25 protein-coding genes and 1 tRNA gene are annotated in these 25273 nt (G+C 65.0%); 15 read left to right on the top strand and 11 right to left on the bottom strand.

Features of this window, described 5'->3' with window-relative positions; genetic code table 11:
• Positions 1 to 130: 130 nt before the first annotated feature.
• The 4 genes from N2602_RS02280 to N2602_RS02265 all read left to right on the top strand — a co-directional run bounded on the left by N2602_RS02280 (position 131) and on the right by N2602_RS02265 (position 2310).
• Positions 131 to 733 (top strand): hypothetical protein, encoded by a 603-nt coding sequence (locus N2602_RS02280; protein ID WP_260381626.1) that lies wholly within the window; start codon positions 131 to 133, stop codon positions 731 to 733.
• Positions 681 to 1379, top strand: coding sequence for a Crp/Fnr family transcriptional regulator (locus N2602_RS02275; RefSeq protein ID WP_172788851.1), 699 nt, complete (start codon positions 681 to 683; stop codon positions 1377 to 1379). The genes N2602_RS02280 and N2602_RS02275 overlap by 53 nt, the downstream gene beginning before the upstream one ends.
• 154 nt (positions 1380 to 1533) lie before the next feature.
• On the top strand, positions 1534 to 1908 hold the full coding sequence (locus N2602_RS02270) for an Hpt domain-containing protein (protein WP_172788789.1): 375 nt from the start codon (positions 1534 to 1536) through the stop codon (positions 1906 to 1908).
• A gap of 153 nt (positions 1909 to 2061) precedes the next feature.
• Positions 2062 to 2310: a hypothetical protein gene (locus tag N2602_RS02265; RefSeq protein ID WP_172788790.1), complete on the top strand. Its 249-nt coding sequence runs from the start codon at positions 2062 to 2064 to the stop codon at positions 2308 to 2310.
• Between the two features lie 77 nt (positions 2311 to 2387).
• Here N2602_RS02265 and N2602_RS02260 read toward each other — a convergent pair whose 3' ends face one another.
• On the bottom strand, positions 2388 to 3008 hold the full coding sequence (locus tag N2602_RS02260) for a LuxR family transcriptional regulator (protein WP_260381625.1): 621 nt from the start codon (positions 3006 to 3008) through the stop codon (positions 2388 to 2390).
• 337 nt (positions 3009 to 3345) lie between these two features.
• On the opposite strand from N2602_RS02260, the gene N2602_RS02255 reads away from it, so the two are divergent.
• Positions 3346 to 4509, top strand: coding sequence for a hypothetical protein (locus tag N2602_RS02255; RefSeq protein WP_260381624.1), 1164 nt, complete (start codon positions 3346 to 3348; stop codon positions 4507 to 4509).
• A 601-nt stretch (positions 4510 to 5110) separates the two neighbouring features.
• Entirely contained in the window at positions 5111 to 6319 is a 1209-nt protein-coding gene (locus tag N2602_RS02250) for an EAL domain-containing protein (RefSeq protein WP_260381623.1), read from the top strand.
• A 48-nt stretch (positions 6320 to 6367) separates the two neighbouring features.
• Here the strand turns inward: N2602_RS02250 and N2602_RS02245 are convergent, their stop codons facing one another.
• On the bottom strand, positions 6368 to 7222 hold the full coding sequence (locus N2602_RS02245; RefSeq protein WP_260381622.1) for an NAD(P)H-dependent oxidoreductase: 855 nt from the start codon (positions 7220 to 7222) through the stop codon (positions 6368 to 6370).
• Positions 7223 to 7316: 94 nt separating this feature from the next.
• Here N2602_RS02245 and N2602_RS02240 point away from each other — a divergent pair, with 94 nt between their 5' ends.
• Positions 7317 to 8252: a LysR family transcriptional regulator gene (locus tag N2602_RS02240; protein WP_260381621.1), complete on the top strand. Its 936-nt coding sequence runs from the start codon at positions 7317 to 7319 to the stop codon at positions 8250 to 8252.
• A 15-nt stretch (positions 8253 to 8267) separates the two neighbouring features.
• On the opposite strand, the gene N2602_RS02235 is transcribed toward N2602_RS02240, so the two are convergent.
• From N2602_RS02235 to N2602_RS02220, 4 genes are all read right to left on the bottom strand, one after another.
• Positions 8268 to 9128, bottom strand: a complete 861-nt coding sequence (locus N2602_RS02235; protein ID WP_260381620.1) for a DMT family transporter — start codon at positions 9126 to 9128, stop codon at positions 8268 to 8270.
• A 416-nt stretch (positions 9129 to 9544) separates the two neighbouring features.
• Positions 9545 to 10684, bottom strand: coding sequence for an FAD-dependent oxidoreductase (locus N2602_RS02230; RefSeq protein ID WP_260381619.1), 1140 nt, complete (start codon positions 10682 to 10684; stop codon positions 9545 to 9547).
• 370 nt (positions 10685 to 11054) lie between these two features.
• Positions 11055 to 11570: a nuclear transport factor 2 family protein gene (locus tag N2602_RS02225; RefSeq protein ID WP_260381618.1), complete on the bottom strand. Its 516-nt coding sequence runs from the start codon at positions 11568 to 11570 to the stop codon at positions 11055 to 11057.
• Between the two features lie 88 nt (positions 11571 to 11658).
• Complete coding sequence (locus tag N2602_RS02220; protein WP_260381617.1) at positions 11659 to 12720, bottom strand: aldo/keto reductase; 1062 nt, start codon at positions 12718 to 12720, stop codon at positions 11659 to 11661.
• 92 nt (positions 12721 to 12812) lie between these two features.
• Here N2602_RS02220 and N2602_RS02215 point away from each other — a divergent pair, with 92 nt between their 5' ends.
• Complete coding sequence (locus N2602_RS02215; protein WP_260381616.1) at positions 12813 to 13715, top strand: LysR family transcriptional regulator; 903 nt, start codon at positions 12813 to 12815, stop codon at positions 13713 to 13715.
• A gap of 196 nt (positions 13716 to 13911) precedes the next feature.
• Here the strand turns inward: N2602_RS02215 and N2602_RS02210 are convergent, their stop codons facing one another.
• Together N2602_RS02210 and N2602_RS02205 are read right to left on the bottom strand one after the other, a co-directional pair.
• On the bottom strand, positions 13912 to 14892 hold the full coding sequence (locus N2602_RS02210; protein ID WP_260381615.1) for a tripartite tricarboxylate transporter substrate binding protein: 981 nt from the start codon (positions 14890 to 14892) through the stop codon (positions 13912 to 13914).
• A gap of 78 nt (positions 14893 to 14970) precedes the next feature.
• Positions 14971 to 16611 (bottom strand): FAD-dependent oxidoreductase, encoded by a 1641-nt coding sequence (locus N2602_RS02205; RefSeq protein WP_260381614.1) that lies wholly within the window; start codon positions 16609 to 16611, stop codon positions 14971 to 14973.
• A gap of 111 nt (positions 16612 to 16722) precedes the next feature.
• Here N2602_RS02205 and N2602_RS02200 point away from each other — a divergent pair, with 111 nt between their 5' ends.
• Positions 16723 to 17634 carry a LysR family transcriptional regulator gene (locus tag N2602_RS02200; RefSeq protein ID WP_260381613.1) on the top strand — a complete coding sequence of 304 codons (912 nt, stop codon included), beginning with the start codon at positions 16723 to 16725 and terminating at the stop codon, positions 17632 to 17634.
• A 35-nt stretch (positions 17635 to 17669) separates the two neighbouring features.
• On the opposite strand, the gene N2602_RS02195 is transcribed toward N2602_RS02200, so the two are convergent.
• Positions 17670 to 17759, bottom strand: a tRNA-Ser gene (locus N2602_RS02195).
• A gap of 161 nt (positions 17760 to 17920) precedes the next feature.
• On the opposite strand from N2602_RS02195, the gene N2602_RS02190 reads away from it, so the two are divergent.
• Positions 17921 to 18784 carry an alpha/beta fold hydrolase gene (locus N2602_RS02190; RefSeq protein WP_260381612.1) on the top strand — a complete coding sequence of 288 codons (864 nt, stop codon included), beginning with the start codon at positions 17921 to 17923 and terminating at the stop codon, positions 18782 to 18784.
• Between the two features lie 396 nt (positions 18785 to 19180).
• Here N2602_RS02190 and N2602_RS02185 read toward each other — a convergent pair whose 3' ends face one another.
• Complete coding sequence (locus N2602_RS02185) at positions 19181 to 20311, bottom strand: ROK family protein (protein ID WP_260381611.1); 1131 nt, start codon at positions 20309 to 20311, stop codon at positions 19181 to 19183.
• A 334-nt stretch (positions 20312 to 20645) separates the two neighbouring features.
• Between N2602_RS02185 and rplU the strand changes: the two genes are divergently transcribed.
• The 3 genes from rplU (at position 20646) to N2602_RS02170 (ending at position 22140) form a co-directional block, all read left to right on the top strand.
• Entirely contained in the window at positions 20646 to 21026 is a 381-nt protein-coding gene (gene rplU / locus N2602_RS02180; RefSeq protein ID WP_172788806.1) for a 50S ribosomal protein L21, read from the top strand.
• 102 nt (positions 21027 to 21128) lie between these two features.
• Positions 21129 to 21398 carry a 50S ribosomal protein L27 gene (rpmA, locus tag N2602_RS02175; RefSeq protein ID WP_008538809.1) on the top strand — a complete coding sequence of 90 codons (270 nt, stop codon included), beginning with the start codon at positions 21129 to 21131 and terminating at the stop codon, positions 21396 to 21398.
• A gap of 148 nt (positions 21399 to 21546) precedes the next feature.
• Positions 21547 to 22140, top strand: a complete 594-nt coding sequence (locus N2602_RS02170) for a GNAT family N-acetyltransferase (RefSeq protein ID WP_260381610.1) — start codon at positions 21547 to 21549, stop codon at positions 22138 to 22140.
• Between the two features lie 166 nt (positions 22141 to 22306).
• On the opposite strand, the gene N2602_RS02165 is transcribed toward N2602_RS02170, so the two are convergent.
• Positions 22307 to 23221, bottom strand: coding sequence for a DMT family transporter (locus tag N2602_RS02165; protein WP_260381609.1), 915 nt, complete (start codon positions 23219 to 23221; stop codon positions 22307 to 22309).
• Positions 23222 to 23488: 267 nt separating this feature from the next.
• Here N2602_RS02165 and N2602_RS02160 point away from each other — a divergent pair, with 267 nt between their 5' ends.
• Both N2602_RS02160 and obgE read left to right on the top strand, forming a co-directional pair.
• Complete coding sequence (locus tag N2602_RS02160; protein WP_260381608.1) at positions 23489 to 23971, top strand: MaoC family dehydratase; 483 nt, start codon at positions 23489 to 23491, stop codon at positions 23969 to 23971.
• 84 nt (positions 23972 to 24055) lie between these two features.
• A complete protein-coding gene (obgE, locus tag N2602_RS02155) occupies positions 24056 to 25096 on the top strand; it encodes a GTPase ObgE (RefSeq protein ID WP_260381607.1) in 1041 nt (346 codons plus the stop codon).
• Positions 25097 to 25273 lie beyond the last annotated feature (177 nt).

The raw sequence follows: 25273 nt of genomic DNA, 5'->3' as shown, positions 1-25273 counted from the left end.
CGGCCGCCTCGCCAGCGAATCAGTGTGCGCTTCTTAACTCCGCCGCAAATGAGACAGCCTGTCTGCCCTCTAACGGGTATATGGACGCCACCACAACCTTCAGGTTAGTATTTGCGCGCTGTGCACCTGAGTGACGAAGCCGCCCCGCCCGCCGACCATCGAACCCGCCGGATTGACCTGCATGACCGTGAGCGAGCCCCCGCCCAATCAGCTGCTGCAACTGCTCGACGCGGCAGATTTCGATTTGCTGTGTCCGTATCTCGCGACGGTCGAAATGGTCAGTAAATCTGTCGTGGGCGAGGTCGGCATTGCGCCGGGACACGTCTACTTCCCGCATGGTGGATCCGTTTCGATCAGGGTGAGCCTGTCCGAAGGACAGACGATCGAAATTGCGATGCTGGGCCGCGACGGCGTCGTGGGGACCGGTGCGGCACTTGTCGACGGCATCTCGCCGATGGACGCGGTTATGCTGTTCCCAGGCCTTGGTGGCGTGACGGGAGCACGATGCGAGCCCTGTATGCCGACGTGCACGCAGCGTCGACGCATCGCCAGGGCCGGACAACTTGTCTCAATTGCCAATATATCCCGACGCGAAGATGATGGAACTTACCCGCACACGACGTCATCCGCGCGCTGCGAATTCGAAGGCGCATGGGAACGGGGAGGCAGCCTTGGAAACGATGATGCGTCCATCCAACGGTTTCCTGTCCGCATTGTCGGCGGACGATTATGAATTGATCCGCCCGCACCTGCGAACGGCGGATCTGCCCCACGAGGCGGTGCTGGTCGAGACCGGCGAGACGCTCAGGCGCGCCTATTTTCCTCACCGCGGCGTCATCTCGCTGGTCGTGGAACTGGCCAAGGGCGAGCATGTGCAAGTCGCCATGATCGGCCGCGACAGCCTGCTCGGGACGCTCGCAATCGTGGGCGATGCGTGTGCGTTGAACACGGCCATCGTGCTGGTGCCCGGCGTCGCCTCGGTGGTGGATCTGGACCGCCTGCGCATGGCCGCCGACCAGAGCAGCACCCTGCGCGCACAGCTCTCGCGCCACGGGCTGGCGGTCTACGCCCAGGTGCAGCAGACCGCGGGCTGCAACGCCGCCCATCCGGTGGAGTCGCGGCTGTCGCGCTGCCTGCTGCACACTCATGATCTGTCGGGCGAGTCGCGTCTGCTGCTGACCCAGGAGACCATGGCCCAGATGATCGGAGCCCGGCGCAACAGCGTGTCGCTGGTCGCCAACTCGCTGCAGCAGGCCAATTTCATCCACTACAGCCGCGGGCACATCCAGATCACCAACCTCGACGGGCTGCGCCAGACGGCATGCGAATGCTACGCCGCCGTGAAGGGCCAGTACGACCGGCTGCTCGGCCCGCACTGAGCGCCGCCCGCTTGGTAAACCGGGCGCTAAAGTCGGCCTGCAAACACCGGCCATCCCGCTACCGGAACTGAAATTCGAATGCCGTAGATACGCGACATGCCTCGCGCGGCGACGTGCCGCGCGACAACGAACCGTGATCAAGGCAGGCAAGGCCATGTTTGACGTCACCGTCGCGCCTGCGATGGCGCTCGATGCCGAACCCGCGCGCGAGCCGCGGGCGTACGAAGCGCTGGTGCGCGAGATCGGCGAGGACGGTGCCACTGAAGTGCGCGACGTGTTCTGGAGCGAGACCTGCGCACGCCTGCAATTGTTCCGCACGCTCTCGCCTGCGCAGCACCACGCCAAGATCGCGCGCGAAGCGCATTCGTTGAAGAGCGCGGCCGGAACGTTCGGCTATCTCAGGCTCGCAGCGCTGGCACTGCGGCTGGAGAAAACCGCGGAAAGCCTCGGCGAGGCCGAATTCCACGCGATGCTGGACCTGATGGATGCGGCCTACGCCGCCGCGCATGCGCAGGAGCCGCAAGGCTAGTTCGCTTTTTGGCGCGCCCTCGTCGCGCTACTTCGCGTAAAAGCGCTCCCGAACTACCGGCGCGTGTATTCCCGCCGTACTTCTACGGTTTGCGATTTTCACAGATGGCTAATCATAGCTGGCGATAGTCCCGGAAAACCAGGAGGGTTTTCCATGTTCACCTACGAGACCGCCGACCAGAAGGAGGTTCGTCGCTTCCGCATCGCACAGTTCAACGGCCGGATGGCGACGGTCAGGGCCGGCGAGTCGACCGTGACCGGTTTCGTGCGCTCGGTGCTGGAGCAGGAATCGAGCATGCCTCCCCGCTGGACCATCACGATCATTCCGAGCGCGCCGAAGGAAGAGATCAAACCGCTGCGTCCCGCCCCGCGCGCACGTCCGTTCGCCGAAGACTATTTCTGAGCGTGGATTTCCAAACTATCGAGATGGATCTTCGGCATCTCGTCCGCGCCGCCCGAGGGCGGCGCAACCAGCCCGGATCAGTCGATCGCATGCAAGAGCGCCGCACGGACGAGGTCCGCGGTGTTGCGCGCACCGAGCTTGCGCATCGCCTCGGCGCGATGACTCTCGAAGGTGCGCGGACTGATCTGCATGCGTAGCGCGCCCTGCTTGTTCGAGTAGCCTTCGCTGATCAGCCTCAGCACCTCGCGCTCGCGCTTGGTCAGCCGCTTCTGGCCGGACGGGCCGAGCAGATCGGCGTTCGGTGCGCGCGGCGGCTGCAGCACGCGGGCGGCCCTCGATTCTGCCTCCTCGGTGCTGGACGGGGCCGACAAGCCGCCCTTGTGAGCGCCGGCGAGCTGCTTGACCAGGCCGCAAACGCGCTCGGTCTGTGCCAGCGCGTTCTCCACCACCCGCTGCAGATAGGCACGATCGCCCATGGCGGGGACGAGCTGATCGCTGTGATGCTTGATCTCGCCCATGTAGAGCAGCAGCGCGGTCAGGGGGCCGTTGAGCTCGCGAGCGATCGCAGCCGCCATTTCGTCGGCCGCCTGCGCACGAACGGCGCTCAGACGGACGAAATCGGGCTCTTCAGCTGAAGCAGCGCTTTCGTGCCATTCCGACGGCCGCGAATCGGTGGCCGTATCATTCTGTGACCCCATGTCACTCGTTTACCGGAACCGGGGCGGGTCTGTGGTTAACTTTCTGCTCCGTAAGACTACGGTGATTTGGGCCCTTTTACGCTAAAATGACGGCTTCGGCACAATTTGTGCTTGCGCGACGTCGCACGCGACCATGTAGCGGTTGAGTTTTCTGCCCAGTTCCTGGTCTCGGACGAGGAAAAGCTCCTCGTGCGGCCGCCTTGCTCCGATATCCGCCCCCCGGATTTTACGGATTAATTAACGGCGACTTGCTTCTCTAGGGAGGTTGAGAGCGCGCAAATGCCTCCACGCATTGGGCCCGCAAGCCCGCGGGCCACGCTGCGAAAGATTGCGTGCCATGGACGAGATCGATCGGCTGTCGGAATTTCTGCAGAGGCTGACGCCGCTGTCGCGCAGCTGTCTGCTCAGCGAGCTCGAGCGGCTCGAGCTGTGCGGCATCGACATGCCCGGTTCGGCCGACATCCAGGCGCGCTTGCGCGCCGAATTCCGCAAGGACGGATCGACCCAGGCGCGCGCCACCAGCCCGTCGCGCTATTTCTTCGCACCGCTGGAGCTGCTGCTGATCGACGGCGCGCCCGAGCATGCCAACATGGGGCGGATCTCGCGCAACACCCTCACCCCGATCTGGGAGTGGATCTGCCGCGACCTGCTGCCGACCATGGCGCGCGACTACATCAAGGCGATCGGCGACCAGGTCGCCGCCAACAACCCCAAGGAAGTGCAGAAGATCGCCTCGACCTTCCAGACCAAGGTCGTCAAGGTCCTCGAGAGCACGCTCAATTCGCCCGAGAGCGCCGAATCTGCGCGCGCCAAGCTCGGGCAATATACGGCCTCGCGCACCGCTTTCGACGACGTCGTGAAGATGCTGCATGTGTTGCGCGCCGGCGATGCGCTACCGAAGTTCAACGCGAAGCTGCCCGAGAAGATCGCGAAGTTCGACGATGGCCAGGTCGCCCAGATCACCGCGCAGCTCGACGCCTTCAAGAAGGCTCATCCCCAGGCGCTGCCCTTCGCGCTGGCGCTGGTGGCGCGACGACTGAAGACCTCATGGCAATTGGTGCGGCTTGCCACCAGGGCGGCTGCGAGCAAGGCCGCCGCAGACGTCGCCGCCACACCCTATGCCTGCGTCGTGCCGATGGTCCTCGACCGGCTCGACGACAAGCGCCTCGCGCTTCGTGTCGCACTCCGGCACAACCGGGTGCTGATCGCCCGCGACCTGCTCGCCGAAATCTATGACACCGAATATGCGCTCAAGGTTCGCATCGACGGCATCGAGCATTGCGAATGGGGCGTCCGCCTCCAGCAATTGATGGACGCGATCGCGGCGCTGGTCTCCGCCGAGGTGAGCCGATTCCCCTCCAATGTCGGCCACATTCTCGGCTCGCGGCGGCTGCGCAGCCACGACACGATCGGCGGCAAGCTGAGCTATCTGGCCTGGAAGGGACGCGACGCGATGCAGGACGGCGCGGCGGCGTTCCGCAAATTGATCGGGCAGACCTAGATCGGGTCCGGCCGCGAAGGCCACGGTGCACAGCGCGGCTAACGCGGCAGGCACAGGAAGCGATCCATGAATCGCCCTGACAGCACGAACCTGAACCACCAATACATCATTCGCCGCATCGACATAGCTGTAGTCCTCGACAGCCCTCCACCAGCTCGGGGAACCTTTAGCGCGAGTGCAGCAATGCGCGTGTGATGTACTTCACATTCTAGGCCGCTAACCCGGACCCGTTGTCGCAGAATCGTCACGCGCGGAAGGCCGCGACGCGCGCATCGCGGGAAGGCGCGAGTTGAAAGTCGCCGCCGATTAACGCTGCGCCGGCTTGATCGCCGCCTCGGAGCAACCGCGCGCGTGCATCCTTCGACGCCGTCGAGCGGCAAGTCGCGCGCCAAGCACGCTCGGAGGCATTTCACCTGCAACAACCGGCGCTGCGCGTGTGGTGCTCGGGTATGCGAATTCATTTCGAAGAATCTGTCGACAAATTAGCTCGAATTGCATGGCTTAACGTTACTCAGATAATTCAAGAACGATGTGAAGCTCTCCTTATTTGAACCCACGCTCCGCGGTTATGAAACCGTCACGGAACGGGAGTGGTGTTGCAATGAACGATGGGATGATTGAGCTCGTCGGACGAAGGCCTGTGACCTTCGGACGACGAAAGGTGACGCCGCGCGCCTGCGTGGCCGACAGCAAGCGTCACTTGCGCGCCTTTCTCAGCGAGATCCTCGAAGATCTCGGCTTCGTCACCTGCGAATGCGCCAGCGCCGACGAGCTGCAGACCGTGCTCGCCAGCGAACTGCCCGACCTGATCCTGCTCGGCGTCGCCGCCGACGGCATCGAGCCGGGACGATTCCTCGAAGTCCTGGTGCGCGAGGCATTTGCCGGCAAGGTTCTCGCCGTCGGCGCCCGCGATTCGATCATCGTCAAAGCCGTGCGGCAGGTCGGTGAGGAATACGGCCTTGCGATGCTGCCGCCGCTGACGACGCCCTTTGCCGCGGAGACGCTGCGCGAGCGCGTTGCCATGCTGCTGCCGGAAGAGCCGGCGCCGAGCCCGGCCGTGCATGTCGGCGAGGCCTTGCATGCCGGCTGGCTCGAGCTCTGGTACCAGCCCAAGATCGACGCGCGCACGCTGGTCCGCAACGGCGCCGAGGCCTTGGTGCGGATGCGGCATCCGACCTGGGGCGTGGTGCCGCCGGCCTATTTCATCCCGGAGCCGCACGATCCGCATTTTCGCGCGCTGTCGGAGTTCGTGATCGATCGCGCCATGCAGGACTGGCACTATCTTTTGGAGCAACAAAGTCCGGTCGACCTGTCGATCAATCTTCCCGCCTCCTATCTCAGGGAGCCGCAGGCCGTGCGCGATCTCTGCCGCCGCGTGCCGACGCACCCGGCCTTCGGCGGACTGACGGTCGAGATCGACAGCGAGGAGGCGATCCGCGAGCTCGATCTCCTGGGCGAGGTCGCGCGCGAGGTCGGCCTGCACAATATCGGCCTGTCGATCGACAATCTCGGCGCCAACTGGCCCTCGCTGATGGACCTGGACAAGATTCCCTTCGTCAAGCTGAAGGCCGATCGGCAATTCGTCACCGGCAGCGGCGGCGACCGGCTGAAGCGCACGGTGTGCCGTCACATCGTCGAGCTGGCGCAGGGCTTTGGCGCGCGCGCGGTGGCGCAAGGGGTCGAAAGCCGCGCCGATCTCGTCGCCGCGAACGAGCTCGGCTTCGACCTCGTGCAGGGCTTTCTGTTCGGCAAGCCGATGCCGCTGAAGAAGTTTGCACGGAGCGCGCTGACGCGAACCGTGATGGGATGAGCGCGTCGCGCTCCCAGCCTCGAGAGCGCGACGCGAGCCGTCTCGCAACTACGCGGTTGCGGCGCGGAGATTTGTCGTCGATCGAATCACGCCAGGCTTGTCCGCCGCGCCGCATTCATCAGGCCGATCGACGTGGAGCGCGAAACCGCGCGCCCCGGGCGACTCGAGCCCGGCGCGGAGCTGCATGCTCGGGATGACGTAATCGCCGCCATTCTGACGCCGATAGGGAATCGGTGACGTCGTCGCAAGCGTCCTCATCCTTTCGCGCAGGCGTTCGGCCGTCGCGCCGAATGCGGCTTCATCGAGCTTGTCGGCCTGATAGACCACGAACGGCGGCAGGACGTCATAGCCGGGATAATAGAGAATGCCGTGATTGATCGGAAACAGCAGGTCGTCGATCGGCCCGTTGATTCCGCGGGCGGAATAATGGTCCTGCCAGCCGCCGGCGGTCACGATCAGCATCGCGCGTTTGCCGGCCAAGGTGCCCTCGCCGTAACGGTCACCCCAGCGCTTGTCGCTGTGCTCGCCGACGCCATAGGCGAAGCCGTAGGCGAACACGCGGTCGACCCAGCCCTTGAGGATCGCAGGCATGCTGAACCACCACAGCGGAAATTGGAGAATCAGAGCATCCGCCCACAGCAGCTTCTCGATCTCGCCCTTGACGTCGGCGGTCAGCGTGCCCGCCTCGAACGCCTGCTTGGATGCCGCGGCGACCCCGAGACGCCCATCGATCGGCAGCGACGGGAAGTCGCCGCGACCGACCTCGGACTTCCAGCCCTCGGCATAGAGGTCGGAGACCCGCACCTCGTGGCCCTGGGCCTCGAGCTCTCTGATGGCGACATCCCTGAGCGAACCATTCAGCGAGCGCGCTTCGGGATGAGCAAAGACGATCAACACTTTCATGTCAGCACCATTGGATTGATGATTTGCGATCGGCAGATAGCGCCCTGGACCGCGATCCGGTAGAAGCGGCCAATGGATAAGATTGTGCCGGAAAATGGATAGGTCGGAGGTTACGCTCGAGCGTATGCGCAGCTTCGTGCGCGTTGCCGAGCGCGGAAGCCTGTCCGCGGTCGCGCGCGAGCTCGGGATCGGCCAATCCACGGTGACGCGGCACATTCGAGAGCTGGAACGGGCGGTCGGCGTGCCGCTGCTCACCAGGACCACGCGCCGGGTCACCGCGACGGCGGAGGGCCGCAATTACTACGCCGATTGCGTGCATATCCTGCGTCTCGTCGAGCAGGCCGGCGACGAGGCGCGCTCGACGCGCGGCGCGCCCGCCGGAACTGTCCGGGTCTCCTGCACCGCGGCGTTCGGCGTGCTCCACGTCAGCCGTTTCATCTTCGCCTTCCAGGACATCTATCCGGACGTGTCGGTCGACCTCAGCCTGACCGACGAGCGGATCGACCTCGTCCGGGAGGGCGTCGATGTCGCACTCCGTTTGGGGCCGCTCGCCGAAAGCACGATGAAGCTGAAGTCGCTTGGCCAGTCGCGGCGGCTGCTTGTGGCCGCACCCGGCTATCTTGCCGCGCGTGGCCGGCCCGCGCGTCCGCAAGACCTCGCCCATCACGAGGGCGTTCGCATGTCCAACATCGCCGGCAGCGATGTCCTCGTGCTGCAAGGGCGCCGCGGCGGCCGCCACGCGAAACCCTTCACCGGGCGGCTGCGCCTGGATCACGGGCTTGCCGCGCGTGAGGCGCTCGCGGCCGGCCGCGGCATTGCGCCGGCGCATCTTTGGCTGGTCAGCGACCTGCTCGCCGACGGCCGCCTCGAACGCGTGCTGCCGGACTATTCGCCGCCGCCCGTTCCGCTGAACATGCTGATCGTGCCGGAGCGGTCCGGCGTTGCGCGCGTGCGCCTCTTGGTCGATTTCCTCGCCGAGCAGATCGCGCGATTGCCCGGAATCGAAAGGCCTCAATCCGGCAGGAAGTAACGAAGCGGGTTGTCCTCACGCAAACCGCCGCGCGAAGAAGACGCAGGCGACCACGATCGCGGTCGCGGCAATCATGCTTCCTGCGACCGGCTCGTGCAGCAGAAGAGCTGCGAGCGCGAGACCGAAGAACGGCTGTAGCTGCTGCAGCTGGCCGACGCGGGCAATGCCGCCGATGGCGAGCCCGCGGTACCAGAAGATGAAGCCGACGAACATGCTGAAGACGGAGACATAAGCGAGCCCGACCCAGGCGGGCCCACTGATGCCGCTCCAGACGGGCGGCCACGTCAGAACTGCGAGCGCCAGCATCAGCGGCAGCGCGAGCAGCAGCGCCCAGGAGATCACCTGCCAGCCGCCGAGGCGACGCGACAGCGCGGCCCCCTCGGCATAGCCGAGGCCGCACAGCACGATCGCGGCGACCATCAGGAGATCGCCGGTGAGCGACGCCACGCCGTCGCCGGCGAGGGCAAAGCCGGCCACCGTGGCGCTGCCGAGACAAGCGAACAGCCAGAACGGCGGCCGCGGCCGCTCGCCGCCGCGCAGCACGCCGAAAATCGCGGTCGACAGCGGCAACAGGCCGATGAAGACGATGGAACGCGCGGACGTGATGTGCTGGAGCGCGAGCGCCGTCAGCAGGGGAAAGCCGACCACGACGCCGATCGCGACGATGGTGAGCGAGGCGAGATCCTGCCGCTGCGGCCAAGTCTGGCGGAGCAGGCCGAGCACCGCCGCACCGATCAGCGTCGCTATGACGGCGCGTGCCGAGGTCAGGAACAGCGCCGAGAAGCCGCCGACGGCCACGCGCGTCGCCGGCAACGAGCCGCTGAAGATGATGACGCCGAGAAGCCCGTTGCCCCAGCCGCTGGCGGAAGAGTGCATGTTGGTCTCGCTTGGTGGGGGCGTGCCGTGAGGGTTGAACGCTTCGCGTTCAGCCATGGAACAACAAAAGTGCGAAAACAACCCCATGCACAGTAGACGGGGGTTGCAAGATCAATGGGTTACGCGGAGGGCTGGATCAGGTGCGGGCCGGACAGGATTTCGGGAGCCAAAAAGCCGAGTGATCGTGGTTGACTCGCCTCTGCAGCGCAGTCCTGCGACCCAACGAGAATCTAGCGGCGATCGTTGCGGCCCATTCCGAATGACGTCTCCCGTCATTTGCTTCGTCGGGCAAAACAGGAGCATAGTGGCATCGTCGCAGGAGGTCGCCAGGTAGTGTTCTGGCCGGGTCTCTTGAAGGCGTTTGCCGCCGGACGGTGCGCGACTTGTGCACTGTCACCGCAACATGGGGTATCCGCTCAGGCGAATTGAGAATAGCGGGACAGCTGAAAGAAGGGTTCTGCCTGGTAGGACGGATCGGTGGCAAGGCGAGCAAGCCTTTGCCCGACGGCGGGCGCGAACTTCGCACCATGGCCTGAACACGCGGAGCAGACGATCAGGCGGGACTCCGGCCAGCGATCGATGATGAATTCCTCGCCCGCATCGGGCAAGCGGTCGGCGGGCGCGGTGTTGGTGTAGAGGCAGACGTCGCGATCGATGATGGGCCCGGCCGCGCCCGGGACAAGGGCGGCCAACGCTTCGCCGATCGGGCGGAGTTCGGTATCGCTGGCCTGCGGGCCCCAGTCGTCGGGGCCGACCACGCGCCCGTGGTTGTGAGGCGCAGCTTTAACGCCGCGCTGTTCGAAGTCCGGAAAGCCGTAGACCATGTCGTTCGGACCTCGGTCCAGAATGAAGATCGGGAAACGACCGAGCGCCACCGTGTCGGGGCTAGCAGGCGCGAACCAGCCGACCGCCTGTCGCGTCACGTTGAGCAGCGCGCCTAGTCGCGGGAGCGCGCGACCAAGCCATGGGCCCAGCGCCAGAATCGCGCGCTCGGCGAAGAACTCTTGCGTGGCCGTGCGGATCGATACGCCGTCGTGGTGCGGCGTGAAGCTCGCGCGTTCCGGAATCACGCGGTCGCGAGCGCGTGCGCGCATCAGTTTCATGACGACCTCGGTGTGCAGGATCGCGCCACCGTCCTGCACGACGACGTCCCAGTCGCCGGGCAGGCTGAAAGCCGGAAATTCCTTGTTCGCTTGAGCCGCGGTCAACATCGGATCCGGGCGCCCTTTCGCGATCGCGGCCGCGCGCGAGGACGCCACCATGGCGGAGCCGGGGTGGCCGGCCTCCAAAATAGGGGTTTCCGTCAGAACCGTTTGACCGCTTTCGCTCTGCAGCCGGATCCAGCCGGCATGAGCCTCGTCGCTCAGGCTGGTGTAGTTGGGGTTTTCGAAATTGAAGCGACGGAAAATGCGACATGAACCATGTGACGAGCCGCGATCCGAACCTGCTGCGACAGGGTCGAAGCCGAGCGCATCGACGCCGGCATCCAGCAATGCGCCCAGCGCTGCTCCGCCCATGAGCCCCAGACCGAGCACGGCGACTTCGCATTTTCGCATGAAGGCCTCGCGAGCGATGCTACGACACGGCGATCATCCGGAGGATTTCGCGTGTTGACAAGGGCTGCGGGAGGGGGATTACGGCCGGCATCGACAGCGGCGTATCAGATCGTCTGCAGGCTTGCTCCGCCTCTCCCGCTTGCGGGAGAGCATAGGCCGCCTTCGGCGGCCGTCCTTCAAAAGGACGCCGAGGCGTAGCCTCGGCTATCGCGCTCGCAGAGCGCGGCGGGTGAGCGCTCTCGCCGCGCAGGGACGTCCTCAGTTAATCTCGATAATCCCAGCGCGGAGACACCCTCTCCCCACCCCTCCCCCGCAAGCGTGGGAGGGAGCGCACCTTCCCTTGTCGCGATCAAGCCTACTCGCACCCCGCCTATTGCGCTGGCAAAGGAATACGCCGCAGGACGTCGTCATAGGGTGCGAGGTCGAGATAGGCCGTGACCTCGGCCGCCTTGCCATCCTGCATGAGCATGATCCACGCATAACTGTTCGCGTAAGGCCTGCCGTCACGGGCCACACCGCTGCCTTCCCAATGCGCGATGACGTGATCACCATCAGCGAAGATCCTCACGGCAGTAGGACGCACCGGTGTCGACAATCGGCTGGCGAACGGGCGGACCGCTCGATCGAGGAACACCTCGCGCCCTCTGAACTCGCCGGCGCTTGGACCGGATCCCTTGATGCGCCACACCACGTTTTCGTGCAGCAGGTCATTGAAGAATCTGGTTCCTCCCGCCGCCCATCGATCGAATGCATCGGCGACGACCCGCTTGTTGTCGCCCTGCACCGAACTGGCCTGTCCGCAAGGCGCGGCCGTTGTCAGGCTGGATGCCGTGAAGATGACCGCATAGAAGCACCACGCAAGTACGCGATTGACCATGACTGCCATTGTGTCTCCCTTTCTGGTGCAAGATGTCGTTCTGCCCCGAAGTGGTGCACGCGCGGTCGGTCGAGATCGGCGACCTGTTGTTGCTGATCTAGCCGCGCCGCGCGACGCGGGCGCCGCCAAAGATGAGTTGCTCCACCATGGGGCGGCGCAAGAAGCGGCCTGGAAAAATGGGATCTGGCGCAGTCGCCTGGTCGAGGCGCGCCATCTGTTCGGCAGACAACGTTATCCCGACCGCGCCGAAATTGTCTTCCGCCTGCTCCAGCGTGCGGGCCCCGATCACCGGCGCGGTGACCGCCGGATTGGCCAGCGTCCATGCGATGGCCACCTGCGAGGACGTTGCGCCGAGCTCCGTGGCGATGGTTCGCACCGTTTCGGCCGCGGCGAGCGATCGCTCGTTGAGAAGGCCGGACGACGCGATGATCGAGGCGCGTGTCGCTCCGACCGCCCGTTCCTGAGAATCCCTGAGATCGGCGCGGGTGTACTTGCCGGTGAGCACGCCGCCGCCGAGGGGCGACCAGGGCAGCACGCCCAGGCCGAGGGTCGCCGCCAACGGAATGAGCTCGTGTTCGACGGTGCGCTCGACCAGATTGTATTCGATCTGCAGGGCAACGAAGGGCGACCAGCCGCGCAGATCTGCCATCGTCTGCAGCTGCGAAATGCGCCAGGCCGGCGTGTTGCAGATGCCGACGTACAAAATCTTTCCGGTGCGCACGAGATCGTCCAGGGCGCGCATAACTTCATCGGGCTGCGTCGTCGCGTCCCAAGCGTGGAGGTAAAGCAGGTCGATGCGGTCGGTCTCGAGCTGCCGCAGGCTCTGTTCCACCGAACGAACCATGTTGAGCCGTTGGTTGCCGCCGGAATTGGGATTGCCGGGATCGCGGGCCATGGTGAACTTGGTCGCGAGCACGAGACGATCGCGTTTGTCCCGGGCGAACTGGCCGACGAGGCGCTCGGACGCGCCATTGGTGTAGTTCACCGCCGTGTCGATGAAATTGCCGCCACGGTCGACATACAGATCGAAGATCCGCCGTGCCTCACTGGGATCGGCGCCCCATCCCCACTCGGTCCCGAAGGTCATCGTGCCCAGGGCAAGGGGAGATATGCGCAGGCCGGAGCGGCCAAGCAGGCGGTATTGATCGAGCGACGTCATCAGAGCCTCCTTCGTGTGGTTCGGAGGTAGTCCCCGGTGAGAGGTGGGAGAAGTTGGCCAATGATGACCGGGGTGGTAAGCCTAGCTAACCAATGACCACCGACCTGAACCTCGTCGCCGTTTTCATCGCGGTCGCGGAAGCCAAGAGCTTCCGTGGCGCCGCCGAGCGGCTCGGCGTGACGCGATCCGCCGTGAGCCAGGCCGTCCGACGCATGGAAGACCAGTTGGGCGTGGCTCTCGTCCAGCGCACGACGCGCAGCGTCAGTCTCACCGAAGCCGGCGTGCGCTTGCATCAGCGCGTGGCGCCGGCGCTCGCCGAAGTCGAACAGGCGATCAATGGCGCCCGCGACCGGGACGCGCAGCCGACGGGGCAGCTGCGTCTCGCCGTCTCATCGATCGCCGAGCGTTTCATTCGCGGTCCATTGCTGGCCGAATTCACGCACGCCAATCCCGGCGTGCGGGTTGACGTGACCGTGACCGATGACGAATTCGACATCGTGGCCGAGGGCTTTGATGCAGGCGTCCGGCTCGGCGAAGTGATCGAGCAGGACATGATCGCCGTGCCGGTCTCGGGCGATCAGCGCCAGCTGGTCGTGGCCGCTCCGGCCTATCTGGAACGGTTCGGCGCCCCCTCTCATCCGCGCGAGCTTGCGCAGCATTGCTGCATCGGGTGGCGGCCGGCGCCGCACGTCGCTCCCTACCGCTGGGAATTTGCGGAAGGAGGGCGCGAGTTCGACGTCGCGGTGGAGCCGAGGATCACGACGAACGACATGCGGGTCATGGTGCGGACCGCCTGCGCGGGCGGCGGCCTGACATTCGGCATGGAGGAAACGTTTCGATCCTATATCGAACGAGGAGAATTGGTGCCCGTGCTGGAGGAATATTGCCCGTTCTTCCCCGGCTTCTTCCTCTACTTTCCGGATCGGCGGAATCTTCCGCCGAAGCTGCGCGCGCTGATCGATCACGTGCGTTATCGGCCGAGCGGAAAGCGCTAGCGCGCAGTGAAATGAGGCTCGATCGCCGCAAAGACGAACGTGCGCTCCCTCTCCCGCTTGCGGGAGAGGGTTGGGGAGAGGGTGTTTCCGCAATGGGACAATCCCCAAGAGGAGAAAGCCCTCACCCGGCGCTTCGCGCCGACCTCTCCCGCAAGCGGGAGAGGTGAACGAGCCGCGGCAATCCCTCAAGCCCGCTCTAGTTTGCCTTGATGCCGGCCTCGCTGATCAGCTTGCCCCATTTCGTGCTCTCGCTCTCAATGAAGCGGCCGAACTGCTCCGGCGAGGTCGGCGCAGGCTCCGCGCCGAGTGTCCGGATCTTCTCCGCCACGGCAGGATCCTTCAGCGCTTTGGTGAAGGCGTCGTTCAGCCGTCCCATGACATCCGCAGGCGTGCCGGCGGGAGCAACGAGCCCGAACCAGCCGACGGATTCGAAACCCGCAATGCCGCTCTCGGCCAGCGTCGGCACATCGGGCAGGGACGAAAGACGGCGCGCGGAGGAAACGCCGATGGCGTTGAGCTTGCCATCGAGGATCAACTGCCGCGATGCCGGAATATCCAGCACCGCGAAGGGGACATGGCCTGCGAGAACATCGACCGCCGCCGGCGCCGTCCCCCGATAAGGCACCAGCTCCATCGCGATTCCGGTCTTCTGCGTGAACAGCGCGGCGGTCAAATGCATCGCCGTCGAGTTGCCGCCATGCCCGATCGACAGTGCACCTGGCCTCGCCTTGGCAAGCGCGATCGTCTCCGCGGTGTTACGCGCCGGGATATTCGCGGATGCGACCAGCACAAAGGGAATTTCCGCGAGCAGGGTGATGGGCGCGAGATCCTTCAGCGCGAACGGCATCGCGGCGTTGAGGTGTGGATTCACCGTCAGCGCGCCTGCCGGCGCCACGCCGAGCGTGTAGCCGTCCGGCTTCGCCTGCGCGACCGCGGCCATGCCGATGTTGCCGCCGGCGCCGGCGCGGTTCTCGATCACCAGGCTCTGCTTGAGCTCGGCTGTGACCAGCGGCTCGAGCGCGCGGATGACGGTGTCGGCGCTGCCGCCGGGCGGGAACGTCACGATGACCTTGATCAATTGCTCGGGATAGGCGGCTCGGGCCGTGGCCGGTGGCAACATCGCGAAAACCGCGGCCGTCAGCGCGGCCAGGATGCGGCGCCTTGCAACGTGAAACACATTCTCCTCCTCCATGCGTTGCTGTTCTTGAAACCGACCTGGCGAGCTGCGCCGCCAGGCCATCCGCCCTTTGTCGTCTTACGCCGCAGCGCCAGTGATACGTGCCAGCAGGCCCAGCGGGTTCTCCGGCGCGGACTGCCCGCGCCAGGCGATGTGCTGGTCGGGCCGCGCCAGCACGAGCTTCTCGGCATAGGCGCCGTTCGCCTCCTCCGGCGCAACGTCGACCAGCGCCAGCGGCACGCCCCGCTCCTTTGCAGCGTCTTGCAGCGGCGTCACATCGATGGCCGGGTCGAACCGCAGCAATGTGTAGCCGGGGCCGAAGGCGTCGTAGAGCGAGCGTCCGTCACGCAGGAACAAATGCGGCGCGCGAGCGCCCGGCACGGTGGAGGGCGTGAAGCTGCCCATCGCATAGGGCGGCGGCGTCTCGCCGTCATATGCGATGATCGGCGAGGCATCGTAATAATAGCCGAAGTTGAGGCCGGCACAGCAATATTGCTGCACGTTGAGATCATAGGCCGCTCTCGCCAGCGCGGCGCGCGCCGCATGGCCGCGCGGCGTGTCGTCCTCGATCTCCGAAGGTACGCCGCCGCGCTGCGCCATCATCTTCATCGCATGGTCCATCGCAAAGCGCGACACCTGCTCGGTGATGGGCTGGCGCTCCGCCTCATAGGCATCGAGGATCGCAGCCGGCGCCCAGCCGTTCAGATGCGCCGCCAATTGCCAGCAGAGATCGACGGCATCCGCAATGCCCGCATTCATGCCGTAGCCGGCATAGGGCATCCACAGATGCGCGGCGTCGCCGCAGATGAAGACCCTGCGGTCGCGGAAGCGATCGGCCACGAGGCGACGCCCGACCCAATCCTCCTTGCTGAGCACGCGGTATTCGAAGCGCGCGTCGACGCCGAGGATGGCGCGGATGGCCCAGTCACGATCGACCGAATCGAACTCGGGCTCATCTAACTTCAGATGATTGTGGATCAGCCAGCGGTCGTGACCGTCGATCGCAACAATGGTGCCGGAGCGGCGCGGATTGAGCGCGAGCACCATCCAGGCCGGCTTGTGTGCGCCCATCAACTCCTTCAGTTGCGGGGCCTCGATGAAGGTCGACTGCACGCGCTGGATCACCGGCGTGCCGGACAGGCTGGCACCGATCGCTTTCCGAACGAGGGATCGGCTGCCGTCGCAGCCGATCACGAAGCTGGCTTCGATGCGGAGCGCATGTCCGCTGTCGAGATCGCGCGCCAGCGCGACGACGTGGTCATCGTGCTGCTCGATGTCGGTGATTTCGGTGCGCGGCAGGATCTTGATGCGCGGCTGCGCGGCGGCATGGCTGAACAGGATCGGCTCGAGATAGACCTGGTTGATCCGGTGCGGCGGCTCGGGCGTCGGCCACCAGGTATCGGGGCCGCCCGTCGCGCTATAGCGGCGCGCGCGGGAGGGAATGTCGATGCGGCAAAGCTCGATCCCGGTCGCCGTGGTCCGATAGGAGCAATCGTTGGGAAAGTCCGCAGGAAGTCCCGCATCGCGCAGCCTGGCGGCAATTCCGAGCCGTCGAAAAATCTCCATCGAGCGCGCCGACACGTGATTGCACTTGACGCTGGGCGGATCGCCGGCGTGGCGGATTTCCGCGACGACGACGTCGATCCCGCGCGAGGCGAGATCCATCGCCGCAGTCAATCCGACGGGCCCGGCGCCCACCACCAGCACTTGCGCTCTCATGCTCGCTCCAATCCTTGCCGCGGATTCTGTCCGCCCGCACATCATGCATTTTATTGCAGGCCGGCTTATGAGATAAGCCGGAAAGTACTCATCAATTCATGAGCTTTTCCGATGAATGTCACCTTGCGCCAATTGGAGGCCTTCACCGGCGTGTACCGGACGCGCAGCATCACGCGGGCCGCCCGCGAGCTCGGCATTACGCAATCGGCGGCGAGCCTGTTGATCCAGCAGCTCGAGACCCAGCTCGGCGTCAAGCTGTTCGACCGCTCCACGCGTTTGGTGCAGCCGACGCTGGCTGCCGACGAGGCGTTCCACGCCGCCGAACGTATGCTGAGCGATGCGCAAGGCCTGTCGCGCCGCATGCGCGACCTCGCGCAGGCCCGCGCCGGCCGCGTCGCGTTTCTCGCCTCGGCCGGCACCGCATCGGCGCTGCTGCCCATGGTGCTGGCGAAATTCCGCGCCAGCCATCCCGGCATCGAGATCGACATGCGGGATGTTGCCGCCGACGATCTCGTGCCACGGCTGGCCACGACCGATGCCGAGTTCGCGATCGGCAGCGTGGAAGGCGAATTCGCGGACTTGACGATCGAGACGCTGACAAGCGGCCGCCTGAGCGCGATCGGCCGCCGCACCGCGGACTTCGCCGCACGTCGCTCCCTCACCTGGGACGAGCTGGCGCAACTGCCGACCATCGCGATGCGCCGGGAGACGCGGATCCGCATGCAGATCGATCAGGCCCTGAGCGCGCAGGGCAAGCGCCTCGATCCGACCTATGAAGTGACCCTGATCAACACCGCCCTCGCCATGACGGCGCAGGGCCTCGGTCTCGCGATCCTTCCCGCGACGATGCTGCCGGCCGACCAGTTCCCGACACTGATCGCAAGACCGCTCGTGCGCCCCGCCCTCACGCGACCCGTGTCGCTGCTGCAGCGCCAGGGCCGAACAGTGTCGCCGGCGGCGCAGGCCTTCGTGGCGACGGCGCGGGCGGTGCTGGCCGGGCGAACGACACCGGCATCAGGTTGATTTTGCGGAGCTATTTGGAAGGATCGTCGTTGCTATGGCGGAGAGGGAGGGATTCGAACCCCCGATAGGCTTGCACCTATGCCGCATTTCGAGTGCGGTGCATTCAACCACTCTGCCACCTCTCCTGAAGGCGCCATATAGAGGCGAGGCGCCCCTGTGGTTGGGGGCGTTCATAAGCGAGGATGGCGGGCCAGACAAGGCGCGAAAGGGGAAAATCCGCTGCCTGTTTCAGCCCTTGTCGGCCCATTTGTCGTCCGATTGGCCTCTAAGCGCGAAAGGAACCGCCATGGAGCACCTGACCGTCACGGCCAATGGCGCCGATTTCCACGTGGTACGCGCCGGAAGAGGCAAACCGCTGCTTTTGCTGCATGGCTGGCCGGAATTCTGGCTGACCTGGGAGCCGGTCATATCGCGGCTTTCGGACCGGTTCACGCTTATCGCGCCCGATCTGCGCGGCTTCGGCGACAGCGACAAGCCGGATGGGCCTTACGGGCCGGACGGCCATGCCGCCGACATGCTGGCGCTGATGGACGCGCTTGGTTTCGACCGATTCGGCGTCGTCGGCCACGATGTCGGCGGCGCGGTCATGCAGCCGCTGGCCCGGCTGGCGCCGGCGCGATTCGCCGGGCTGTTCTTCTTCGATTTCGTCTATCCCGGGATCGGGCCGCGGATGGGGGCACCCGATCGGCTCAACCACATCTGGTACCAGTCCTTTCACCAGATGGAGATGGCGCCACAGCTCGTCGGTGCGAGCCGGGAGAGCTGCCGGCTTTATATCGGCCATTTCCTCAAAGGCTGGGCGCACCGGAGAGGCGCCTTCGACGACGTGCTGGAGGCCTTCACCGACAATTTCCTGAAAGACGGCAACCTCGCCGGCGGCTTTGCGCATTACCGCGCCTCGCATGAAGGGCGGGTCGCGATGATGAAGGGCGAAGCGCCCCACCTGCCGCCGATCGCGGTGCCGACCTGCGTGCGCTGGGCCGAGCACGATCCGCTGTTTCCTTATTCGTGGACGGATCGGCTGTCCGAGACCTTCAGCGATCTCGATCTGAAGATGTTTCCCGATGTCGGCCACTTCCCGCATCGGGAAGATCCGGATCGCGCGGCAAGCGAGATCGCGGCGTTCTTTCAGCGTGTGGGGTGGAGTTGAGGCGCAAGAAGGCCGAACTCGGGCAGCGATGGACCTGGTGCGGCGGCCTGCGCGCACGCCTCGTCCTTCGAGACGGCGCTTACGCGCCTCCTCAGGATGAGGCTCATCAGCGTCAGTGCCCGTTGAAGCTGCAGCCACGCACTCCGCCCTCATCCTGAGGAGCCCGCCCAAGGCGGGCGTCTCGAAGGATGGCAGCAGCGAAAACTCTCAAATGCCAATGTTCGGAAAAAATGGGGTGGGACCGCCAGACGCGGTAAACACTGGCGGTCCCGTGCCGCTCATTGAAATACTGGCCGTGAAGGGCGGCTTCGCCGGCCGAGTGGAAGCGACGGCTAGACCCTAGCGGGCGGCGGGTTTCCCGCAACGCAATCCGTTCCTTAACCTAACCAGTCAAGGTTACTCCTTGTCGTTCTTGCTCTTTTTCTTCCCGCTCTCCGTGGAATCCCGGTCCTTGCCGTTGCCGTTCTCCTTGCGGCGATTGGTGAAGCGCGCGTTGCCGAGGCCGGTGCCGATGGTGAGCACGCCCCAACGCTGGACGTGCTGCATGAACGGCACCTCGGAGAGGCCCTGAACGACGCCGTCATTGTGCATCAGGACCGCGGTGTCGTGCTCGCCGATCTCTGGAATGGCCTCGACCAGGCTCGCCGGCAGGTTGAACTTGCTGCTTTCCCAATTGCCGGGGAGGTTCTGCGCGCCCTTCTCGATCGAGCCGTCCGCGTTGATCACGCCGGGACAGGCGATGCCGATGAAGGGTGCGAGCTTGAAGCCTTCGGCCGCGGCGTCCTCGACGAGGCCTTGCAGCATCTTGACCAGCCGCTTCACGGCGGCTTCGCGGCTCGGCTCGTCGTCGGCGTGGCGCCACAGCTCGGATTTGAAGACGATCGCCTTGGACAGATCGGGCGCCTTCTTCCAGCGGGTCTCGACGATGCCGCAGCGGATGTTGGTGCCGCCGATATCGACGGCGAGGATGCTGTCATAGGCCTCGAAGATCCAGGACGGCGCGAGGTGCAAGGCTCCGATCAGGCCGGCATCGTCAGGGTCGAAGCGGATCGGCACCAGGTCGACCTTGAAGCCCTCCGATTTCAGGATGATCTCGGCCCGGGCAATGGCGATCTCGCCGAGCCTAGAGGCGCGAAAGCCGCCCCCGACCACGATGCATTCGGTCTTGGCCCAGGCCTTGGTCTTGAGGAATCGCCGCGTGACGTAGGCGAGCTCCTGGGCAAAGTCCTCGATCGCGCTGTGCACGACGGCGGTGGCCTCGGTATCGTCGCCGACCAGAACGGCATCCAGGAGCTTCTTGCTGATCTTGTCGGAGGGCTCGTCGCCGAACGGATCCTCGCCGCTCTTGCGTAAGGGCTTGCGCCATTGTTCGAGGATCTCGCGAAAGGCGCCCTTAGAGGCGCGGTCGCCGAGAAACCCGTCCTCGTCCTTGATCTCGATGTTAAAGCTGTCGACATCGACCGACGGCAGGCGGCTCGCGCCGTGCTGGGCGATGCCCGTCGTCTTGACCAGTTCGTCCGTCGCCATGATAAGCCCTTGCCCGCGTGTCCGATTTGCGAGGACACAACGGGGTGGGAACCCGTTGGTTGCAAGCCGGCGGCAGATTCAGCCCACGCGCTGCAACTCTCGCCAAATCCTTCAAATCCGGGCGGTTTTCGCCCAGTTTTCCTTGACTCTGGGCGGATCGCGGCTATAAGTCCCACAGCCGGCGCGGGGCGTTTCTCGCGCCGCTTGTTTTTGCGTGGGTTTTCAAAGGGATAAAACCCACCCGCGCAAAACGCAGATAAACCCATAGCGACTGACAAAAAGCCGACCCGGACGAAGACGTCCCGAGGCCGGGATTGAACACGGAGAAAGAACGATGTTCGCAGTCATCAAAACCGGCGGCAAGCAATACCGCGTCGTGCCGGATGATGTTCTCGAAGTTGGCAAGATCGAAGGCGAAGTCGGCTCGATCGTGCAGTTGAATGAAGTTCTGGTGGTCGGCGGCGACACGCCGGTGCTGGGCGTTCCGACGGTCGCAGGCGCGTCCGTTGCGGTCGAGGTGCTCGACCACAAGCGCGGCCCCAAGGTCATCGCCTTCAAGAAGCGCCGCCGCAAGAATTCGCGCCGCAAGCGCGGCTATCGCGACGAGATCACCGTGCTGCGCATCAGCGAGATCCTGACCGACGGCGCCAAGCCCACCAAGGGCCCGCGTCCGAAGAAGGAGAAGGTGGCGCCGGCAGCGGAAGCCGCCGAGTAACGGAAATCGATCACGCCAATTCACGAATTGAAGCGTGAGAAATTTTGAAATGATTCCGTCAAGGAATTGACCTAGAACTACGCAGGATTTCGGAGACGAGCCATGGCTCACAAAAAAGCAGGCGGTTCATCGCGCAACGGTCGCGATTCCAAGGGCAAGCGCCTCGGTATCAAGGCGTTCGGCGGCGAGATCGTCACGCCCGGCAACATCATTGCGCGTCAGCGCGGCACAACGTGGCATCCCGGCCTCAATGTCGGCATGGGTACGGATCATACTCTGTTCGCCAAGATCGAGGGCCGCGTTGCGTTCCAGGCCAAAGCCAACGGCCGCACCTTCGTATCGGTGCTCCCGATTGCCGAGGCTGCTGAATAGACGGTGGACAAAAACGGAGTCCGCCGGTCCCGACTGAACCGGCGGAGTCCTGAAGATCCCAACAGATCGAAGGCTCCAAGGGGAGGCGGGAAACCGGCCTCCCCTTTTCGTTGCTCACTTTGCATTAGTGACTTTCACGGAGCCGGACATGTTGCAGGATTTTTCGAGCGTGACCTTGGCCGAGGCGAGACCCAGCGTCGTCGCCACCGAACGGCTGACCTTGCGGCGGCCTTCGCTGGCCGACGTCAGGACCATCGCCCGGCTCGCCAACGACCGCCGTGTCGCCGAGAACACCCGCCGCCTGCCGCATCCCTATTCGCAGGACGACGCCGCCGACTTCATCCGCGCCACCGCCGAGCTCGGAGCTGAGACCGTATTCCTGATCGAGCACGACAGCGGGCCGGTCGGCATGGTCGGCATCGATTGCTCCAGGCCCGGCAATGCCGAGCTCGGCTACTGGCTCGGCGTCGAGCATTGGGGCCAGGGCTTTGCCACCGAGGCCGCGCGCGGCGCGATCGACTTCTTCTTCGAGGAGTTCGAGGACGAGCATCTCTACGCCGGCGCGCGCGTCACCAATCCGGCCTCGCGCAAGGTGCTGGAGAAGTGCGGCTTCCAATGGAGCGGCGTGCAGCTGCACCGCTTCCTGGCGCTGGGCTCCTCGACGCCCGTCGACTGCTTCCGCCTCTCCCGCGGGGTGTGGGCCTCGCTGAAGAGCTGGAGCAGTGCAAGACGGGTGCGGTAGCTTACCCTCCCCTGGAGGGGGAGGGTCGGCTCACATTGAGCGCAGCGAAATGTGAGACGGGGTGGGGTGACAGTCTCTCAGCGGAAGCAGTCCCCGAGTGGAGAGATCGCCCCACCCCGCTCGCGCTTCGCGCGATCGACCCTCCCCCTCCAGGGGAGGGTAAGAGTTACGCCGGCGGATTCACTTCGTCGCCGAGACGTCCCAAATCGCGCTCGCGCAGATAGATATAGAACCCGGCGCCGATGATGATGGCGGCGCCGACGAGTGTTGCGACCTGTGGCACGTCGCCGAACACGACGAAGCCGAAGATCACCGCCCAGACGATCATCGAATATTGATAGGGCACCACGACGCTGGCCGGCGCGAGCTTGAGCGAGCGGTTGACGCAGAACAGCGCGGTCACCGAGACGCATCCGGCAAGCGCGAAGATCACGAGGCTGCCAGGCGTCGGCGGCACCCAGTGGAACGCCGACAGCACCGCCCCCAGCGAAAACGTGCCGATGAATTGCGAGGACGCCATCACGATGTCGGGCGTCTTGCGCAGGCTGCGCGTGATCAGCATCAGGGTTGCGAAGGAGAGGCTGCCGCCGAGCGCGATCAGCGCCGGCAGGCTGACCGTCTGCGCCGACGGACGCAGCGCGATCAAGACGCCGCAAAAGCCGATCAGGATCGCGGTCCAGCGCCGCCAGCCGACCTTCTCGCCCAGAAAGATCGCCGACATTGCGGTGACGAAGATCGGACCTGCGAGATAATAGGTGATGACGTCGGCGAGCGGCAGATAGACGGTTGCGAGAAAGAAGGCCGCGACTTCCAGCGTCGACAGCACGACGCGAACCAGCTGCAGGCCCGGCCGCTCCAGATGCAGGAACAGGTCGCGCTGCTTCCAGATCAGGGGCGACAGCAGCAGCAGCGCCGCGCAGGCGCGCAGGAACAGGAGCTGCCCCACCGAATAGGTCCCGACCAGGAACTTGCCCATGGCATCGCCGAACGAGAACATGAAGATCGACAGCACCATGAGCCCGATGCCGGCCAGGCGCGCGGAGCGATCGTCATAGGCGGAGAGATTCTTGAAGAGGGGCATTGCGGTCGTTCGTGGGAAGCGTCATTGCGAGCGAAGCGAAGCAATCCAGACTGTCTCCGCAGCGGCAGTCTGGATTGCTTCGCTGCGCTCGCAATGACGGGGAGAGAGCGCGGAAATCATGGCGAATAGTGTCGCTTGCGGTCGTTTTAATGACGTGAGCCGCCGGGACAAGCCCACTACCGCCGAATTGAACGGATTGTCGCACTCTTCGCAGCGCGGTAGCGATACGGGCCACATCGACTTGAGAGCCAAGAAGAGAGCTAAGCCATGACCGATTTCGATCCGGCCCGGCATCGCATGATCCCGACGCAACGCTGGTTTGAGGATTTCGTCGTCGGCGAACGCTTCGTGCTGCCGAGCCGCACCCAGACCTCGGCTGTGTTCGCCGCATTCCAGACCGCGAGCGGCGACACCCATCCCGTGCACTATGACGTGGAATATTGCCGCGCCCGCGGCATGCCGCATCTGCTCGCCCACGGCTTCCAGACCCTGATCCACACCGCGCCGGGCGCCGGCCTGTTTCCGTTCCTGGTCGAGGAATCGCTGGTCGGCTTCCTCGAGCAATCGAGCCGCTTTCTGAAACCCGTGTTCGCCGACGACACCCTTTATCCGGCGCTCGAAGTCACCGAGCTTGTGCCGGGGCGCTCGACCGGCACGGTGGCGCTTCGCAGCACCGTGTTCAACCAGCGCAAGGAGCTGGTGCTGGAGGGACTGCAGAAATTCCTGATCCGGCGGCGGCCGGCCGGTTAAGCAAGGGGCAGAATCGCCAGAAATTCGGCCGATTCGCAGGGTGTTCGGGTTGCCGGAGGGGGCCGGCTGGCCTACCTATGGCCCATGAAATTCCTCGACGAAGCAAAGGTCTATATCCGCTCCGGTGACGGCGGGAACGGCTGCGTGGCGTTCCGCCGCGAGAAGTTCATCGAATTCGGCGGTCCCTCCGGCGGCAATGGCGGCCGCGGCGGCAATGTCATCATCGAGGTCGCCGACGGCCTCAACACGCTGATCGACTACCGCTACCAGCAGCACTTCAAGGCCCAGAAGGGCGAGAACGGCATGGGCTCGGACCGCCATGGCGCCAACGGCAAGAACATCGTGCTGAAGGTTCCCATGGGCACGCAGATCTTCGACGAGGACCGCGAGACGCTGATCCACGACTTCACCAAGGTCGGCGAGAAGTTCGTGCTGGCTGAGGGCGGCAATGGCGGCTTCGGCAATGCGCATTTCAAATCGTCGACCAACCGCGCCCCGCGCAACGCCAATCCCGGCCAGCCCGGCGAGGAGCGCTGGATCTGGCTGCGGCTGAAACTGATCGCCGATGCCGGCCTGGTCGGCATGCCCAATGCCGGCAAATCGACCTTCCTGTCGAAGGTCAGCGCGGCGCGGCCGAAGATCGCCGACTACCCCTTCACCACGCTGCATCCGCAGCTCGGCGTCGTGAATGCCGACGGACGCGAGTTCGTGCTCGCCGACATTCCTGGCCTGATCGAAGGCGCCCATGAAGGCACCGGCCTCGGCGACCGCTTCCTCGGCCATGTCGAGCGCTGCCGCGTGCTCTTGCACCTGATCGACGCAACAAGCGAGCATGCCGGCAAGGCCTACAAGACGGTGCGCAAGGAGCTCGATGCCTATGGCGGCCAGCTCACCGACAAGATCGAGATCGTCGCGCTGAACAAGATCGACGCGGTCGAGCCGGACGAACTGAAGAAGCAGAAGGACCGGCTGAAGCGCGCCGCCAAGAAGACGCCGCTGCTGATTTCCGGCGCCACCGGCCAGGGCGTCAAGGAAGCGTTGCGCGCGCTGGCCGATGTGATCGGCGAGAGCCCGGTGTCTGCGAAGGCGAAGAGCGCGGCCGAAGCGGAGCCGTGGTCGGCCTAATAGGGCGACGCTCTCTCAAAACCTCTCCCCAACGGGGAGAGGTCGATTTGCGCAGCAAATCGGGTGAGGGGGCTCGGGTCCCACGAAAGAGCGTAACCCCTCACCCGGCGCTGCGCGCCGACCTCTCCCTATGGGAGAGGTTGTCATCGCGGCTCCGATAGCGCAGCATTAAAAAAC

This window comes from Bradyrhizobium sp. NC92, from assembly GCF_025200865.1.
GTDB lineage: Bacteria > Pseudomonadota > Alphaproteobacteria > Rhizobiales > Xanthobacteraceae > Bradyrhizobium.
This window is presented reverse-complemented; position numbering and strand designations above follow the sequence as displayed.

Bases quoted from the DNA above. Each gene is read 5' to 3' on its own strand.
- N2602_RS02205 (WP_260381614.1), bottom strand. From the start codon at position 16,611: ATGAGAGCGCAAGTGCTGGTGGTGGGCGCCGGGCCCGTCGGATTGACT.
- rplU (WP_172788806.1), top strand. From the start codon at position 20,646: ATGTTCGCAGTCATCAAAACCGGCGGCAAGCAATACCGCGTCGTGCCG.
- N2602_RS02185 (WP_260381611.1), bottom strand. From the start codon at position 20,311: ATGGCGACGGACGAACTGGTCAAGACGACGGGCATCGCCCAGCACGGC.
- N2602_RS02245 (WP_260381622.1), bottom strand. From the start codon at position 7,222: ATGAAAGTGTTGATCGTCTTTGCTCATCCCGAAGCGCGCTCGCTGAAT.
- N2602_RS02275 (WP_172788851.1), top strand. From the start codon at position 681: ATGATGCGTCCATCCAACGGTTTCCTGTCCGCATTGTCGGCGGACGAT.
- N2602_RS02170 (WP_260381610.1), top strand. From the start codon at position 21,547: ATGTTGCAGGATTTTTCGAGCGTGACCTTGGCCGAGGCGAGACCCAGC.
- N2602_RS02270 (WP_172788789.1), top strand. From the start codon at position 1,534: ATGTTTGACGTCACCGTCGCGCCTGCGATGGCGCTCGATGCCGAACCC.
- N2602_RS02230 (WP_260381619.1), bottom strand. From the start codon at position 10,684: ATGCGAAAATGCGAAGTCGCCGTGCTCGGTCTGGGGCTCATGGGCGGA.
- N2602_RS02190 (WP_260381612.1), top strand. From the start codon at position 17,921: ATGGAGCACCTGACCGTCACGGCCAATGGCGCCGATTTCCACGTGGTA.
- rpmA (WP_008538809.1), top strand. From the start codon at position 21,129: ATGGCTCACAAAAAAGCAGGCGGTTCATCGCGCAACGGTCGCGATTCC.
- N2602_RS02215 (WP_260381616.1), top strand. From the start codon at position 12,813: ATGACCACCGACCTGAACCTCGTCGCCGTTTTCATCGCGGTCGCGGAA.
- N2602_RS02260 (WP_260381625.1), bottom strand. From the start codon at position 3,008: ATGGGGTCACAGAATGATACGGCCACCGATTCGCGGCCGTCGGAATGG.
- N2602_RS02225 (WP_260381618.1), bottom strand. From the start codon at position 11,570: ATGGCAGTCATGGTCAATCGCGTACTTGCGTGGTGCTTCTATGCGGTC.
- N2602_RS02165 (WP_260381609.1), bottom strand. From the start codon at position 23,221: ATGCCCCTCTTCAAGAATCTCTCCGCCTATGACGATCGCTCCGCGCGC.
- N2602_RS02235 (WP_260381620.1), bottom strand. From the start codon at position 9,128: ATGCACTCTTCCGCCAGCGGCTGGGGCAACGGGCTTCTCGGCGTCATC.
- N2602_RS02255 (WP_260381624.1), top strand. From the start codon at position 3,346: ATGGACGAGATCGATCGGCTGTCGGAATTTCTGCAGAGGCTGACGCCG.
- obgE (WP_260381607.1), top strand. From the start codon at position 24,056: ATGAAATTCCTCGACGAAGCAAAGGTCTATATCCGCTCCGGTGACGGC.
- N2602_RS02200 (WP_260381613.1), top strand. From the start codon at position 16,723: ATGAATGTCACCTTGCGCCAATTGGAGGCCTTCACCGGCGTGTACCGG.
- N2602_RS02220 (WP_260381617.1), bottom strand. From the start codon at position 12,720: ATGACGTCGCTCGATCAATACCGCCTGCTTGGCCGCTCCGGCCTGCGC.
- N2602_RS02250 (WP_260381623.1), top strand. From the start codon at position 5,111: ATGAACGATGGGATGATTGAGCTCGTCGGACGAAGGCCTGTGACCTTC.
- N2602_RS02265 (WP_172788790.1), top strand. From the start codon at position 2,062: ATGTTCACCTACGAGACCGCCGACCAGAAGGAGGTTCGTCGCTTCCGC.
- N2602_RS02240 (WP_260381621.1), top strand. From the start codon at position 7,317: ATGGATAGGTCGGAGGTTACGCTCGAGCGTATGCGCAGCTTCGTGCGC.
- N2602_RS02160 (WP_260381608.1), top strand. From the start codon at position 23,489: ATGACCGATTTCGATCCGGCCCGGCATCGCATGATCCCGACGCAACGC.